A 14,149-nucleotide genomic window follows, 5' to 3' on the forward strand; every position below is an offset into this window, starting at 1 on the left:
TCCCGGCGAGCCCGGCTGCCCGTCTCAGCCCTCACAGCACACCCGGTGCAGCCACTCCGGCTCGTGCCACCAGTACTCGCTGTCGTGCGAGTGCGCCTGATCCCGCCGCAGCGGCTGCGGCCCAGCGCTCACTCGAGCCGTTGTCGCGAACGGCTCCAGCAGGTCGTCGACGGTGTGCAGCTTTCCGGCGACCATCACCTGCTGGACGTCGGCCGCGTGTCGAATGTCTGCCAGCGGATTCCCCCGGACGAACGACAGATCCGCCTGCGCACCTGCCTGTACGACGGCCAGCTTGTCCTCCAGGTTCAGCCAGCGCGCAGGATTCCGGGTCGCCGTCGTCAGAGCCTCGTACGGCGTGAAGCCGCCCGCGACCATCGAGCGCAGGTTCGCGTGCAGCGACACCGCGACGTTGTCCAGCGGCGCGTCCGTGCCGGCGATCACCAGCCCGCCGCCGCGATGGATCCGCAGCACCATGTCGACGTTGCCGCGCAACAGTTCGCGCGTGGTGACGCCCGCCGGGCCTGCCGCGGTGTTCACCTCGGCCTGCAGAGCGGCGTACTCCCATGCTGGATAGAGCGTCGTCGTCCGGCGGTCCGTGAGCAGCGACGGATCGTCGACATGCGCCATCGTCGAGTTGAACAGCGTCGGCGTGACCGACAGCCCGGCCCGCGTGAACAGCGTGACCACGTCGGCGTACGCGCGACCGAGGCGGCTGACGGTGTGCGAGTAACCGAGCCGGTTCGTCGCGCCAGTGTGTTCCATCCCGTCCATGCCCAGGTGCTGGGCGGGGTAGAGGTAATGCGACGACAGCTGCAACCCGAGCTGGTGCACGGCCGCAATCGCCCGCCGCTGGTACTCGATCGGCAGCCGTACGTACGTCTTCACCATGTCGTAGCCGACACCCGCGACCCGGTCGAGCTCGAGCCCGAGCTGCTTCAGCGACAACGTCGGGCGCATGAAGTTGTAGTAGACCCGCGACCCGTCGATCGCCTCACCGGTCGCGAAGTACCGCGGACCGGTCAGCGATCCGTGCGAGAGCGCTTCCCGCGTCTCCTGCATCTGGTACACGGGATCACCGGGAGAGCGCGTACTCGTGATCCCGTACGACAGCCAGAGATTGCCCTGCCGCGCGCCCCACGCCCGCCCGCGCAGGTGCCAGTGGTTGTGCGCGTCGATCAGCCCAGGCATCACCGTCAGCCCGGACGCGTCGATGTCCGCACTTCCCCGGTGCGGCCGGACGGCGGCGATCTTCGACCCGTCGAGCACCACATCGACATTCGAACGCAGCTCCTGCGCGCGGCCGTCCCACAGTGCACCCGCGTGGATGGTGACGTGCTGGTTCACCTTCGCCCGCTGCCAGGTCAGGTCGAGCCGGATCGTCCGCGGTCGCGAACCGTCGACATCCGTACGACGCAACCGCCCGTTGTTCAGATAGACCAATGTCCGATTGTCGACCCACGCCGGCGAGTCCGTGACCTCGCTGGTCACCGCCCGCGGCTTACCGGTGAAGCGGCCGCGGCGATCGACCGGTACGACGTACAGCAGGCTTTCCACGACGAAGGCGAGCCGACGCCCGTCGGGGGAGAAGGCCGGGCCGTCATCGCCGCGGGTCGCGAGCGAGCGGAACGGCATCGGTTCGACGTACTCGAAGGAAGTCGTTGCGACGTCGACGTACAGGAGTTGGCTCGTGCCTTCGCGGAACCGCTTCGAGAACGGCTTGACCGCGGCGAGCACGATCGTCCGCCCGTCGGCCGACCAGCTGACTCGGCCGGGCTGGAACAGCGTCGGCGTCAGCTGGCGGACCTGCTGCGAGGCGAGGTCGAGGACCCAGGCGATGCCGTCCTGGTCCTGGTAGGCGATCTGCTTGCCGTCCGGGGAGAACCGTGGCGCGGTCTGGGCCCCGGGCAACGACGACAGCTTGATGTCGGTGCCTTGGGCAAGGTCGTGCAGCCAGAGGTCCGCCGTACCGTCGCGGTCGCTTGCGTAGAGCAACTTGCGACCGTCGGGGGAGAAGTCGGGATCGGAATTGAAGTAGCCGTCGGCAACGATCTTGCGCGGACTGCCGCTGCCGTCGGTCCGGGCCAGCCAGAGCGCGTTCAGCGCGCGGAAGCTGAGCCACCGGCCGTCGGGGGAGACGGTCGGGCTCGCGATTCCCTTCACTGCTTGGGGTTTCGTCGACTCGATGTCCGGGCGCTTCGGACGGGGTCGCTTCGAGGTCACCGGCACGATCGCCGTGAACGGTACCGCCATGGACGAGCCGCCGGAGTGCTTCATCACCAGACCGTCGGCCGTGTAGAAGAGGTCGTCGCCCGCCCACGACGGCGGTACGGCGAAGACGTCCTTCCCGCTGGTCACCGCCGCGTCGCCGATCATCAGGTCGCAGGTCGGGCCGCTGAGCCGAACGTAGGCAATCTGACCGCTCGGCGAGTACGACGGACCGAACACCGTAATGCCGGTCTTCGCGGCGACGACGGTACGCCGTACGCCGGTGGTCAGGTCGAGTTCGACGACCGCGGTCGTGTCGGTGGTGAAGGCGAGCTTGCGGCCGTCGGCGGAGACGGCCGGTTCGGCCTCCTCGGTCGGGTCGTCGGTGAGCGCGACGATCGCGCCGGTGCTCAGGTCGAGCCGGTGGATGCCGTACGTGCCGCTGCCGCCGCGATCGGAGGAGAACACGAGCGCGCGGCCGTCCGGGGTGAAGTGCGGCTCGCGATGGTCGTACCGGCCGCTGGTGAGCTGGCGGAGTCCGTGGCCGTCTGGTCGGATTGTCCACAAATGGAAGTTGCCGTCGCGGTAGGACTGGAAGACGAGCTGCTTCCCGTCCGGTGACCAGCGCGGCCGGGTGGCGTCCTGCAGGTCGTCGGTGAGGCGGGTCGCGCGGCCGCCGCCGGACGGGGTCACCCAGATCGCGGTGACCAGGTCGAACGCCAGGCGGCGTCCGTCCGGGGAGGCAGCGACCATGAAGTTCGTGCCCTCGGTCAGCGTGGCCTGGTTGCTGCCGGTGGGGTCTGCAAGCGCAGGGCCGGCGTCCGGCGAGGCGGCGGCTTCGGCGATCGGGAGCGAGCCGGCCGCGGCCACGCCGCCGGTGAGTTGCAGGGCGCGACGGCGGGAGATGCTCCAGGCAGGGGTTTCTTCGGGGTTCACGGGTGGATCCAATCCCTGAGGGCGGTGGGACGGAGCCGAATCTGCCAGGAGTGTCTACATCAGTTGAGCCTGTACGACGTTTCCCGCGACGAACGGGTGATTCGTTGCGACGAACGGACGGGCTCTATCGTCTGCGGCATGAGTTCCCCCGACGATCCGACGCCTCCCGCCGCGACCCCTGGATCCGGCGAAGGTCCGGCCGGCGCGGCGGCGACCGGCGGCGGCCTGGTGGTGCCGCCCCGGCTCCGCGGCACACTCGCCGCCACTGCCTGTGTGGTGGTCGCGTTGGGCGCGGCGCTGGCCGTCGACAGCCGGCTCGACCGGCACTGGGTGACGCGGGGGATCACGCTGCTGCTCGCGCTCGGCTGCGCGGGAGTCCTGGCGATGGAGAACGGCCGCCGGGCACGGCGGATCATCGCCGTGGTCGGGCTGCTGATGTTCGGCTTCGTCTTCCCGGTCACCTCGACGACGTGGTCGACCCCGCCCGAGGTCGACTTCGCCCTGTGGGTCGCGGACGACGCCAAGGCGGCGGCGCAGAAGAGCGCGCAGAGCGTCGTCACCGTCGAGGACGTCAAGCGCGCCGCCGAGGCCCGCGGTGGCGCGATCGGCGCACTCGTCACCGACAAGGCTCCGGAAGCGCGCGGCGCCACGGCGTACCCGCTGATCATCCGCGAGCACAAGGACCAAGGCCGCCCGTGGGCCTGCCTCAGCTTCGAGAACGGGCTGACCGCGAAGGTCCGCGCCTGCTGATCAGTACTCGCTCGCCAGCTCGTCGGCCCGCGCGAACGGATCCCACGTGATCGGTACGCCGTCGAGCTGAGCGGCAACCACCTCGAGCCCCGCTTCCCAACCGGCCGCCGCAGGCCCAGCCGCCTCGCGGTCGCTCAGCACATTGGTGAAGACCAGCCGGCAGCCCTCGGCCGTGCCGGTGAGCTCCCAGGTCAGGATCTCGTCCAGCCACTCGTACTCGAGCACCGACGGCGGCTCGTGCCGCAGCATCCGCCCGTTCGGCTTGCGCTCGGGATCGTCTTCCATGCCGTACGTCGCTCGCTGCCGCTCGGTCACCCCGAAGAACAGCTCGCCCTCGGCGGCCAGATCCACCACCGCGGGGAACCACGCGGCCAGCTGCTCCGGGTCGGTGAGCGCTCGCCAGACCTTCTCCGGCGGGTGCTCGAACAGCCTGACGAAGCGGATCGCCACCCGCCCGTCGTCGGTCGCGTGCACGGTCCCGCGCTCGGATGCCATCTCTGGAATATAACCAGCCGAGCATGTAAGAGCAAGCTGTCCACTGAGTGAGAAATCGATTTCCACGTCTCCCCAACGGGCGTCGAGAACCCTAGGCTCGCGGGCATGACTCTTGGGAACCTGGCCGGAATCAGTGCCGTCGCGGACGTCCAGAGCCGCTCGATCAGTGCGGAGAACCCGACCGGTGAACCCGGTCAGGGCGGTCGCCGGACCGAGGGGACGGGCGCCAACGCGGCCCGCGACCTCGGGCAGGGCTGGAAGGTCTCGCCGTCGATCGAGATCGGCCCGGGGGAGACCGCGACGCTCGCCGACATCGCCGGCAGTGGGTGCATCACGCACATCTGGCTCACCACCCACAGCGACAACTGGCGGCGACTCGTGCTGCGCTCGTACTGGGACGGCGACGACGCTCCCGCGATCGAGGCGCCGGTCGGCGACTTCTTCTGCTCCGGCTGGGGACGATTCGCGCAGGTGAACTCGCTGCCGGTCGCGGTGAACCCGAACGGCGGCTTCAACTGCTACTGGGAGATGCCGTTTCGCGAGCAGGCGCGCCTGACGATCGAGAACACCTCGGACGAGAAGGTCGTCGTCTACTTCCAGATCGACTACTGGCTCGGCCAGGTCGCGGACGGCTCGGCGTACCTGCACACGCAGTGGCGCCGCAGCAACCCGCTGCCTTCGAAGACCGTGCACACGTTGCTCGATGGTGTCGAAGGACCGGGCCACTACGTCGGGACGTATGTCGCCTGGGGTGTGAACAGTTCGGGATGGTGGGGTGAGGGCGAGGTCAAGTTCTACCTGGACGGCGAGGAGTGGCCGACCATCTGCGGCACCGGGACCGAGGACTACTTCGGCGGTGCCTGGAACTTCGACCTCGGGCCTGACCGCGGTGGGTACGCCGAGTTCAGTACGCCGTACCTGGGGATGCCGCAGGTGATCCGGCCCGACGGGCAGTACGCGAGCCAGATGCGGTTCGGGATGTACCGCTTCCACCTGCCCGACCCGATCCGCTTCCGCGAGTCGCTGCGCGTCGACGTCCAGGCGCTCGGCTGGCGCTCGGGCGGACGGTACCTGCCGCTGCAGGACGACATCGCGTCGACCGCGTTCTTCTACTCGACGAAGACCAGCACCGCCCGGCCGGAAGCGCCGACCCACGACGTGATGGAGATCTGCTGAAGCGATCTTTGGGCACGGCTCAGCCATGAATTCGCCTCGATCGCGACTGGGCCGTGCACAGAGTTGCTCTTCAGGGGTGGGTGAGGGGGCGGTCCAGGGCGGCGACCGCGAGGACGACGACGGCTGAGGTCCAGCCGAGGGGAGCTTCGCCTGCCGGGTGGAGGTCGCGGTTGACCTTTTCCGGCAGGGCTCCGCTCTGAGTGCGGTGGGTGTCGAGCCAGGTCAGCAGTTCGTCGGCCGTCGTCCGGTCGCCGCGGGAGCCGGCGCTGAGTGCGAAGAGCGCGGTCTGCGGAGTCCAGGCGACGCCGTCGGCGCGCCACTGCTCGCCGGGAGTGACGCCGCCGTTGGGCTGGGTGAGGACCTTCCGCGTCCGGTCGATCGCCTGGTCGAGTTCGGCGTCGGGGGGAGCGAAGGGCGGACCGAGGATCGTGATGATCGCGTCCGCGCCGCCGCCGATGCCGGTCGTCATGCCTTCCCAAGTGCCGACGGCGCGGGCCGGGGTCCTTGGGTAGTCCGGGCCGAAATGTCGAGTTGTTGCCTTGGACAACCGATCGAAGGCGGTCTGCCAGCGCTCGGCATCCGCGGTCTGGTTGAGCTTGCGAGCGATCGCGAGGCCTGCGCGCAGCCCGGTGAGCAGGGGTGCGACCGTGCCGAGGGTGACTTCGGACTCCTCGCGTTCCCAGTAGTCGGGTGACGCAGCCGGGAGGCCGTCGGGGCCGAGCTCGGCGACGATCTGGTCGGCGGACTCCTTCACCATCGGCCAGTACTGCGTGAGGTCGCGGTCGCAGAACCACGTTGCCCACAGCACCCATCCGGACCCGTCCAGCTGGGGTTCCCGTCCGTCGGCCGGTACGCCGCCGGTCTCCGCGAAGTAGCGCGCTTCCCACCGGCCGGCCTTCGGACGCACCCGGTCGAGGAAGGCGAGGATGCGGGCGGCTTCGTCGTACTGGCCGAGTGAGCAGCGTGCCGCGGCGACGAACGACGCGTCTCGCGGCCAGACGAAGCGCCAGGGGCCGTCGTTGCCGGCCAGGGTTGCGCCGTTCGGGAGGGTCAGAGCATCGAGATCGGCGAGTGCGTGCCGGACGAGGTCGGCGTACGGCGTCCCATCAGTGGCTGGGGGCAACGGACGTCCGGGGACTCCGTCGGCCACGAGTTGCGGCTGGGGATTGCGGTCCAGGTTCGAAATGGTGGCGGAGGCAAGGATCGCGAGCAGTACGCCGATGACGGCGGCCGGAAACCACCGGACGCGTCGCGCGCTGTTGTCCCGCATCACCAGCCTCCTCCGGCTACTGGGCGAGGTGCTGGACCTCGGCCTCGATCTTGCGGCGTGGAGCCAGTTCGACCAGGTACATCGCCGACATCACCAGCGCGCCGCCGATCAGCATCCGCGCGGTCACGCTCTCCGTCCCGAACAGTACGGCGAACGCCGACGCGAAGACCGGTTCCATCGTCATCGCGATCGCCGCGCGGGTCGGTGTCAGGTGCGCCTGCGCCCAGGTCTGCACGATCAGCGCGAGCGCGCCCGCGATCAGCGCCATGTAGACGACGCTGAGCCAGTCGGTGCCGCCCGAGGGCAGCGTGAACCCGCCGGGGATCGCGCCGATCGCGCACACCACGGTGATCACGACCATCTGCAGCGCCGACAGGCCGAACGCGTTCGACGGTGTCGACCAGGCGCCGAGTCCGATGATGTGCAGCGCGTACAGGCCGGCCGAGGCCAGCGTCAGCAGCTCGCCGGTACCGAGGCTGAAGTCGCGCAGGGACAGGACGCCGAGGCCGATCGTCGCCAGGACGACGGCGATCCAGGCCCAGCGACCGATCTTGTGGCGCAGGATGACCGCGGCCAGCAGCGGGGTGAACACGACGTACATGCCGGTGACGAAGCCGGAGACGCTCGCCGACGTGTGCCGCAGGCCCTCGGTCTGGACCAGCTGCGCGATGCCGTACGTGACGCCGAGGGCAACCCCGCGGCCGCGGTCGAGCCGGCTGAGCCGGGCGATCGCCGGGGGATGGATCGCGATCAGCGCTACCGCGGCGATCAGGAAACGCAGCGCCAGGTAGTCGGCGACGTCCATCCGGTCGAGCAGGTCCTTGGTCAGGAAGAACGTGGATCCCCAGGCCGCGGCCACCGCGAGCAGGGCGATCACGGCGATGCGCGGGTGATTCACGAGCAAAGCTAAGCAGACACCTGACAGGCCGACCAAAACGCCAGATGCCTTCACCTCTTGACAATAGTTAACGCCAGCAACAACTATTACGGCATGATGAACGATCAGGTCGACCGGTTCTTCGAAGTACTGGCGGACCCGACCCGGCGGCAGGTGGTGCGGCTGCTCGGTGAGGGCCCGCAGCGGGCCGGTCGGCTGGCGACCGCGACCGGCGTCTCGTCACCGGCGATGAGCCGGCACCTGCGGATCCTGCTGTCGGCCGGACTGGTCACCGATGAGCGGATTGTCGACGATGCGCGGGTGCGGGTGTTCCGGCTGCGGCCGGAGCCGGTGGTCGCCGTACAGGCCTGGCTGGACCAGGTGCAGGCGCACTGGCAGGAAAATCTGGGCTCGTTCAAGAAGCACGTCGAGGACAAGGGGAAGTCATGACGAAGCAGTCCGCCGCCGCGACCGTGGAGGTCGCCGCCGATCCGGAGACGGCGTTCCAGGTCTTCACCGACGAGATCGACCTGTGGTGGGTGCGCGGGCCGATCAACTTCTTCGACTCCGCCCGGGCGATCGAGATGCGGATCGAGCCGGGCGTCGGCGGCCGGATCCTCGAGATCTACCAGGTCGGCGCGGACGCCGCCGTCGAGGACGCGCTAGAGCTCGGCCGGATCACGGTCTGGGAGCCGGGCGCGCGCTTCGGCTACCGCAGTTCCGTCGACGACACCGAGACGACGATCGCCTTCGAGGCGGTCGATGCCGGGACGCGGGTCACCGTCGAGCAGGTGCTGCTGCCGGGTGGCAAGCAGGCCTTCTACATGTGGCCGAACGTCATCGTCTGGCTGCCGACCTGGATCGACCGTCGAGACTTCGCGCCGCGGACGACGCGGGACCTCGACCGGATCAGCATGGCCTTGTACTACGAGGATCCCGCCGCTGCCGCGCGCTGGCTGAGCGACGTCTTCGGCCTCGACTCCTGGGACCGCGTCCCCGCCGAGGGCGATCGTGCGCCCTGGCTGGAGCTGCACATCGGCAACTCAGCGCTGATCCTGTTCAAGCTGAAGGATCGCGGCGCACCGCGGCTCGACCATGGCCTGTGGGTGTACGTCGACGATCTGGACGCGCACTTCGCCCGCAGTACCGAGCAGGGCGCCAAGATCGTCTCCGAGATCCACCAGCACGGCTACCGGCGTTACGAGGCCCAGGACCTGGAAGGTCATCACTGGACCTTCGCGCAGGCCCGCCCCACGATGGCCTGATGCCGACACTGGACCTTGGCCCGGGCTCGCCCGACGATGGCCTGATGCCGACACTGGACCTTGGCTCGGGCTCGCCCGACGATGGCCTGATGCACTACGAGGACACCGGCCGCGGCGACGCCGTACTGCTCCTGCCCGGCTGGGCCGGAAGCATCGCCGAGTTCGGCTGGCTGCGCAGTGAACTGAGCGAGGGCTTCCGTGTCGTCGCGGCCGATCTGCCTGGTTCGGGCCGATCCCAGCCGCAGCCGCGCGAGTACCCGGTCGACTTCTACGCGGACGACGCGCGGGCCTTCCTCGCTCTGCTCGACGAGCTCGGCATCGGCGCGGCTCATCTGGTCGGCTTCAGCGACGGGGGAGAGGTCGCTCTCCTGATGGCCGCGCTCGATCCCGCGCGCGTGCTGTCGGTTGTCACCTGGGGCGCGGCCGGGCGCATCGTCGAGCCGGCCAACGGCCCGACGTTCGACCAGCTGGAGCGCCTGATCGACGAGCCGGTCCCCGAGCTGCTGCCGCTCGCGGCCTATCTGGCCGAGGCGTACGGCGTCGACAATGCGCGAGCGATGGCGCGCAACTGGGCTGCGGCGCTCCGCGGGATCGCCGCGAGAGGTGGCGAGGTGGGCAGGGCCCACGCGGCGAGCATCCGGTGCCCGGCGCTCCTGATCGGCGGGAGCGATGACGTGTTCTGCCCGCCGTACCTGGTGAAGGAGATGGCCGACGCGATCCCCGGCGCGCGGTTCGACGAGTTCGAGGGAGCGGGGCACGACCTGCACCGATCGGCTGCCGGACGGTTCGGTGCGACGCTCAGCGACTGGCTAAGTCAGCACTAGAACGTGACCTGCGTCATGAAATGTCACACGGGCTGAGCAGCTGGTGTCTTGAGGCCGAACCCCACAGGGAACGGAGACGAGACGATGATCCAGCAGATCGAAGCCGTGGTGATCGGTGGCGGGTACGCCGGCGTGATGGCGGCCAACCGGCTGACCAAGCGGGCGGACGTGGCGGTGACGTTGATCAACCCGCGGCCGACCTTCGTCGAGCGGATCCGGCTGCACCAGCTGGTCGGCGGGTCGGACGACGCGGTGGTGGACTACGACCACGTGCTGGCCGACGGCGTACGGCTGGTCGTGGATGCTGCCGATCGCATCGACGCGGCGGAGCGCACGGTGACGCTGGTGTCGGGGGCGACTGTCTCCTACGACTACCTCGTGTACGCCGTGGGGAGCGGGACCGATGACCGGCAGGTGCCGGGGCTCGAGTTCGCGTACCCGCTCAATTCCTTGGAGGAAGCCGAGCGGCTGCGGTCGATTGTCGACAACGTCGAGGCGGTGACCGTGGTCGGCGCGGGGCCGGCCGGGATCGAGACCGCGGCCGAGCTGGCCGAGTCCGGACACCTGGTGACGCTGGTGTGCGGCGGGGTCCTCGGCCCGTACCTGCACGCGAGCGGCCGTCGTACCGTCGCCGCGCGGCTGGAGAAGCTCGGCGTGAAGGTTGTCGACGGTCCCGGTACGACGGTGGCGGCAATCACGCGTCGAGCCGACGACGGTCTGGGCGGCGCCACTCGGTCGACCGTCCAGCTCGCCGATGGGCGTGAGCTGCCGAGCGACCTGACGATCTGGACCGCCGGGTTCGGCGTACCGGATCTGGCTGTACGCAGCGGGCTCACCACCGACGCACTGGGCCGGCTGCTCACCGACGAGACGCTGACGAGTGTCGACAATGAACGCATCGTCGCGGCCGGCGACTCCGCGGCGCCGTCGGACCTGCCGTTCCGGATGGGCTGCCAGTCCGCGGTCCAGCTCGGCCCGCAGGCTGCCGAGACCGTGCTCAGCCGGATCGCGGGCAAGAAGCCGGCCACCGCCGGCGTCGGGTTCGCCGGGCAGTGCATCAGCCTCGGGCGGGACATCGGGATCTTCCAGTTCGCGCACCGCAACGACGTCGCGATCAGCCTGCACCTGCGCGGCCGGTTCGGCGCCAAGGTCAAGGAGATGGTCTGCAAGAGCACGGTCTGGCAGCTCAGGACCGAGGGACGCCGGCCGGGTGTGATGAAGTGGTGGATGAAGGACGGCAAGCGCCCGCAGCTGGTGCGCGACGCCCGCGTCGTCAGCCGCCAGGCGTGAGAGGGAGACATCGATGACCGACCCGGCCACCGAGAGTTTTGTTGCTCACCGCAACCTGCTCTTCACCGTCGCCTACGAGATGCTCGGCTCCGCGGCCGACGCCGAGGACGTGCTGCAGGAGACGTGGTTGCGCTGGGTCGGTGTCGACCTCGAGCAAGTCCGCGACGAGCGCGCGTACCTGGTCCGGATCACCACCCGGCAGGCGCTCAACCGGCTGCGCACGATGAAGCGCCGTAAGGAGGCGTACGTCGGTCCGTGGCTGCCCGAACCGTTGCTGACGGCACCGGACGTCGCCGAGGACGTCGAGCTGGCCGAGAGCCTGTCGATGGCGCTGATGCTGGTGCTGGAGACACTCGGGCCGACCGAGCGCGCGGTGTTCGTGCTGCGGGAGGTGTTCGGCGTCGGGTACGACGAGATCGCGGACGCCGTCGACAAGACGCCCGAAGCGGTCCGTCAGATCGCGCACCGCGCTCGCAAGCACGTCGACGCGCGTCGGCCGCGCGAGGCGGTCTCGGCGAGCCAGACCCGCGTGGTGCTGGAGAAGTTCCAGCGCGCGATCGACACCGGCGACCTGCAGAGTCTGCTCGACGTGATGGCACCGGACATCGTCCTGATCGGCGACGGTGGCGGCGTCAAGCAGGCCGCGCTGCGCCCGATCGTCGGCGCCGACCGGGTGATCCGGATGGTCACCGGCGGCCTGGGCAAGGTCGACGCCAAGCTCAGCCTCACCCCGACCGTGATCAACGGCAACCCGGCACTGCTGGCTCGCCTCGACGAGGAGCTGGACGGCGTGATGGTGTTCCGGATCGAGGGCGCGCTGGTCACCGGCCTGTACTACGTGCGCAACCCCGAGAAGCTGTCCCGCCTCGACACCGAGACCACGCTCACCCTCCGCTGAGGCGCGAGCGGTGAGCCGAGGCGGCGTCGATGCGTCGGCGCGCGAACGGGCGGTGCGAAAGCGGGCGGGCGCTCAGCCTCAGACGATGGTGACGATGATCGTCGTACCGGGCTGGGCCTGCTGGCCGGCGGCCGGGTTCTGGCCGGCCACCAGGTTGAGTCCGAGGTGGAACGGCGCCTGCTCGACCTTCACCTTGAAGCCCGCCTCGGTGAGGATCTTCTGGGCGTCGGCCAGTCCCTTGCGGCGAACGTTCGGGACCTCGACCAGCGGCGGGCCCTTGGAGACGACGACCTGCACCTTGTCCTTGGCGAACAGGGTGCCGTTGTTCGGCGTCTGCGTGACGACCGATCCGGCCGGCACCTTCGGGTCGTAGGCGTCGCTGCGCTCGACCACGAAACCGGCCTTGCGCAGCGTGCGGTTGGCGTCCTTGAACGGCTTGCCGGTCAGGTCGGGCACGGTGATCGGGCGGCGGCCGAGGCTGACCCACAGGTTGACCGTGTTGCCAGGCTTCATCACCGTGTTGAGCTTCGGCGTGAACGCGATCACCTTGCCGGTCGCCACGGTCTCGCTGTAGTTCGTGGTGACCTTGCCGACGACGAGGCGGATCGAGTCCAGCGCGAGCTGCGCGGCCTCCTGGTCGAGGCCGACCAGCTGGGGCACCCGGTACCGCTCGGGGCCCTTGGAGACGGTCAGGCCGACCTGGCCCTCCTTGCGGATCCGGTCGCCGGGCGCGGGGCTCGTCCCCATCACCTGGCCACGCGGCACGTCCTCGGAGAAGTCCTGGTTGGCGATCGTCGTCTTCAGCCCGACCTCGCCCGCCTTGGCCGACGCGTCCGCGGCGCTGAGGTTGAGCAGGAGCGGGGTCTCGGTGTAGCGATGGATGCCGTAGTACCAGCCCGCCGTACCGACGCCAATCGCGAGAGCCAGTACGGCGATCAGCGCGATCAGCCCGCGGCCCTTGCGCGGACCGGCTGGGCCGACCCGCGACGAGGGCGCGGGATCACGCGGTACGACGATCGTGTCGTTGTGCCGCGGCTCGGGGCGCCGCATCTGCTCGTGACGCCGCCCGTTCGTGGGCTCGAGCCGCCGTACGGGCGTGTGCTCGACGTACCCGCTGCCGCGCGTGTAGCCGTCGTCGTCCCACTCGGTCTCCTGGCGCATGGCCTGCAGCGGCACGGTCAGGTCGCCGGTCAGCTCGGGGTCGTCCGGCAGCCCTTCCTCCAGCGCGCTGCGCACCCGCCGGACCTGGCGGCTCATCACGCGCGCGTCGGCGGGGCGCAGGTCGCGATCGCGGGCCGTGGCCCGCTGGACCAGCGCGTCGACGTACGGCGGAATGCTCGGCTCGAGCAACGACGGCGCCGGTACGTCGGCGTGGACGTGCGCGTACGCGACCTGGATCGGGGTCTCGCCGGTATGTGGCTTGGCGCCCGTGAGCAGCTCGTACAGCAGGATGCCGGACGAGTAGACGTCCGAGCGGGCGTCGGCGCTGCCGTCGGTGACCAGCTCGGGTGCGAGGTAGGAGACCGTGCCCATCAGCAGGCCCTGCGTCGCGGTCTGGCCGGTCGTGGTGACCGCGCGGGCCAGGCCGAAGTCGGCGACCTTGACCGTGCCGTCGTGCGAGATCAGGACGTTCTCGGGCTTGATGTCGCGGTGCACGATGCCGGCGTCGTGGGCCGCGGACAGCGCGGACAGCACCGGCGTCAGCAGGTCGAGCGCCCGCGCGGGGGACAGCGGACCGTGCTCGCGGATCACGTCGCGCAGTGTGCGGCCCGGGACGTACTCCATCGCGAGGAACAGCGTGCCGTCGTCCTCGCCCTGGTCGAAGACGGCGACGACGTTCGGGTGCGACAGCTTCGCGGCGGCCCGCGCCTCGGCGACGAACCGGCGGCCGAACTCGGCGTCGTCGCCCATCCCGAGGTGCATCACCTTGAGCGCGACGACCCGGTCCAGCCGCATGTCGAGCGCCTCGTAGACGGTCGCCATGCCGCCCTTGGCCACGCGCGCACCGACGCGGTACCGCCCGTCGAGCACCCGCCCGACCAGGCGGTCGCCGACCTGGGTGTCTACGTCGTCCGTCACGTGCGGTGAGCCGCCTCTCGATGCCTGCTTGCAATGAGAGTGTAAATAAGTGGTCCCGGCGAGGCTTTACCGCCGCGCCGGGAC

12 protein-coding genes are annotated in these 14,149 nt (G+C 69.8%); 7 read left to right on the plus strand and 5 right to left on the minus strand.

All coding sequences use genetic code 11. The features are described from left to right. Positions 1-24: 24 nt before the first annotated feature. Positions 25-3,141 (minus strand): DPP IV N-terminal domain-containing protein, encoded by a 3,117-nt coding sequence (locus tag ACYVIO_RS22285; RefSeq protein ID WP_460652787.1) that lies wholly within the window; start codon positions 3,139-3,141, stop codon positions 25-27. Positions 3,142-3,279: 138 nt separating this feature from the next. On the opposite strand from ACYVIO_RS22285, the gene ACYVIO_RS22290 reads away from it, so the two are divergent. After that, entirely contained in the window at positions 3,280-3,891 is a 612-nt protein-coding gene (locus tag ACYVIO_RS22290) for a hypothetical protein (protein WP_460652788.1), read from the plus strand. Here ACYVIO_RS22290 and ACYVIO_RS22295 read toward each other — a convergent pair whose 3' ends face one another. Next, complete coding sequence (locus ACYVIO_RS22295; RefSeq protein WP_460652789.1) at positions 3,892-4,386, minus strand: SRPBCC domain-containing protein; 495 nt, start codon at positions 4,384-4,386, stop codon at positions 3,892-3,894. It abuts the gene before it with no gap. Between the two features lie 105 nt (positions 4,387-4,491). On the opposite strand from ACYVIO_RS22295, the gene ACYVIO_RS22300 reads away from it, so the two are divergent. After that, positions 4,492-5,562, plus strand: a complete 1,071-nt coding sequence (locus ACYVIO_RS22300) for a glycoside hydrolase family 172 protein (protein ID WP_460652790.1) — start codon at positions 4,492-4,494, stop codon at positions 5,560-5,562. A 70-nt stretch (positions 5,563-5,632) separates the two neighbouring features. Here the strand turns inward: ACYVIO_RS22300 and ACYVIO_RS22305 are convergent, their stop codons facing one another. Together ACYVIO_RS22305 and ACYVIO_RS22310 are read right to left on the minus strand one after the other, a co-directional pair. Then, the gene (locus ACYVIO_RS22305) at positions 5,633-6,832 is read right to left on the minus strand and encodes a glycoside hydrolase family 15 protein (protein ID WP_460652791.1); all 1,200 of its coding nucleotides are present in this window, start codon (positions 6,830-6,832) and stop codon (positions 5,633-5,635) included. 16 nt (positions 6,833-6,848) lie between these two features. Then, positions 6,849-7,730: a DMT family transporter gene (locus tag ACYVIO_RS22310; protein ID WP_460652792.1), complete on the minus strand. Its 882-nt coding sequence runs from the start codon at positions 7,728-7,730 to the stop codon at positions 6,849-6,851. 93 nt (positions 7,731-7,823) lie between these two features. Here ACYVIO_RS22310 and ACYVIO_RS22315 point away from each other — a divergent pair, with 93 nt between their 5' ends. The 5 genes from ACYVIO_RS22315 (at position 7,824) to ACYVIO_RS22335 (ending at position 11,986) form a co-directional block, all read left to right on the plus strand. Further along, entirely contained in the window at positions 7,824-8,159 is a 336-nt protein-coding gene (locus ACYVIO_RS22315; RefSeq protein WP_460652793.1) for an ArsR/SmtB family transcription factor, read from the plus strand. Next, a complete protein-coding gene (locus tag ACYVIO_RS22320) occupies positions 8,156-8,974 on the plus strand; it encodes a VOC family protein (protein ID WP_460652794.1) in 819 nt (272 codons plus the stop codon). The genes ACYVIO_RS22315 and ACYVIO_RS22320 overlap by 4 nt, the downstream gene beginning before the upstream one ends. A gap of 44 nt (positions 8,975-9,018) precedes the next feature. After that, positions 9,019-9,798 carry an alpha/beta fold hydrolase gene (locus tag ACYVIO_RS22325; protein WP_460652795.1) on the plus strand — a complete coding sequence of 260 codons (780 nt, stop codon included), beginning with the start codon at positions 9,019-9,021 and terminating at the stop codon, positions 9,796-9,798. Positions 9,799-9,882: 84 nt separating this feature from the next. Next, entirely contained in the window at positions 9,883-11,088 is a 1,206-nt protein-coding gene (locus ACYVIO_RS22330) for an NAD(P)/FAD-dependent oxidoreductase (protein WP_460652796.1), read from the plus strand. Between the two features lie 13 nt (positions 11,089-11,101). Continuing rightward, a complete protein-coding gene (locus ACYVIO_RS22335) occupies positions 11,102-11,986 on the plus strand; it encodes an RNA polymerase sigma-70 factor (RefSeq protein ID WP_460652797.1) in 885 nt (294 codons plus the stop codon). A 78-nt stretch (positions 11,987-12,064) separates the two neighbouring features. On the opposite strand, the gene pknB is transcribed toward ACYVIO_RS22335, so the two are convergent. After that, a complete protein-coding gene (gene pknB, locus ACYVIO_RS22340) occupies positions 12,065-14,065 on the minus strand; it encodes a Stk1 family PASTA domain-containing Ser/Thr kinase (protein ID WP_460652798.1) in 2,001 nt (666 codons plus the stop codon). Between the last annotated feature and the right edge of the window lie 84 nt (positions 14,066-14,149).

Source organism: Kribbella endophytica (genome assembly GCF_054781295.1).

Bases quoted from the DNA above. Each gene is read 5' to 3' on its own strand.
- ACYVIO_RS22290 (WP_460652788.1), top strand. From the start codon at position 3,280: ATGAGTTCCCCCGACGATCCGACGCCTCCCGCCGCGACCCCTGGATCC.
- ACYVIO_RS22295 (WP_460652789.1), bottom strand. From the start codon at position 4,386: ATGGCATCCGAGCGCGGGACCGTGCACGCGACCGACGACGGGCGGGTG.
- ACYVIO_RS22300 (WP_460652790.1), top strand. From the start codon at position 4,492: ATGACTCTTGGGAACCTGGCCGGAATCAGTGCCGTCGCGGACGTCCAG.
- ACYVIO_RS22305 (WP_460652791.1), bottom strand. From the start codon at position 6,832: ATGCGGGACAACAGCGCGCGACGCGTCCGGTGGTTTCCGGCCGCCGTC.
- ACYVIO_RS22315 (WP_460652793.1), top strand. From the start codon at position 7,824: ATGATGAACGATCAGGTCGACCGGTTCTTCGAAGTACTGGCGGACCCG.
- ACYVIO_RS22320 (WP_460652794.1), top strand. From the start codon at position 8,156: ATGACGAAGCAGTCCGCCGCCGCGACCGTGGAGGTCGCCGCCGATCCG.
- ACYVIO_RS22325 (WP_460652795.1), top strand. From the start codon at position 9,019: ATGCCGACACTGGACCTTGGCTCGGGCTCGCCCGACGATGGCCTGATG.
- ACYVIO_RS22330 (WP_460652796.1), top strand. From the start codon at position 9,883: ATGATCCAGCAGATCGAAGCCGTGGTGATCGGTGGCGGGTACGCCGGC.
- ACYVIO_RS22335 (WP_460652797.1), top strand. From the start codon at position 11,102: ATGACCGACCCGGCCACCGAGAGTTTTGTTGCTCACCGCAACCTGCTC.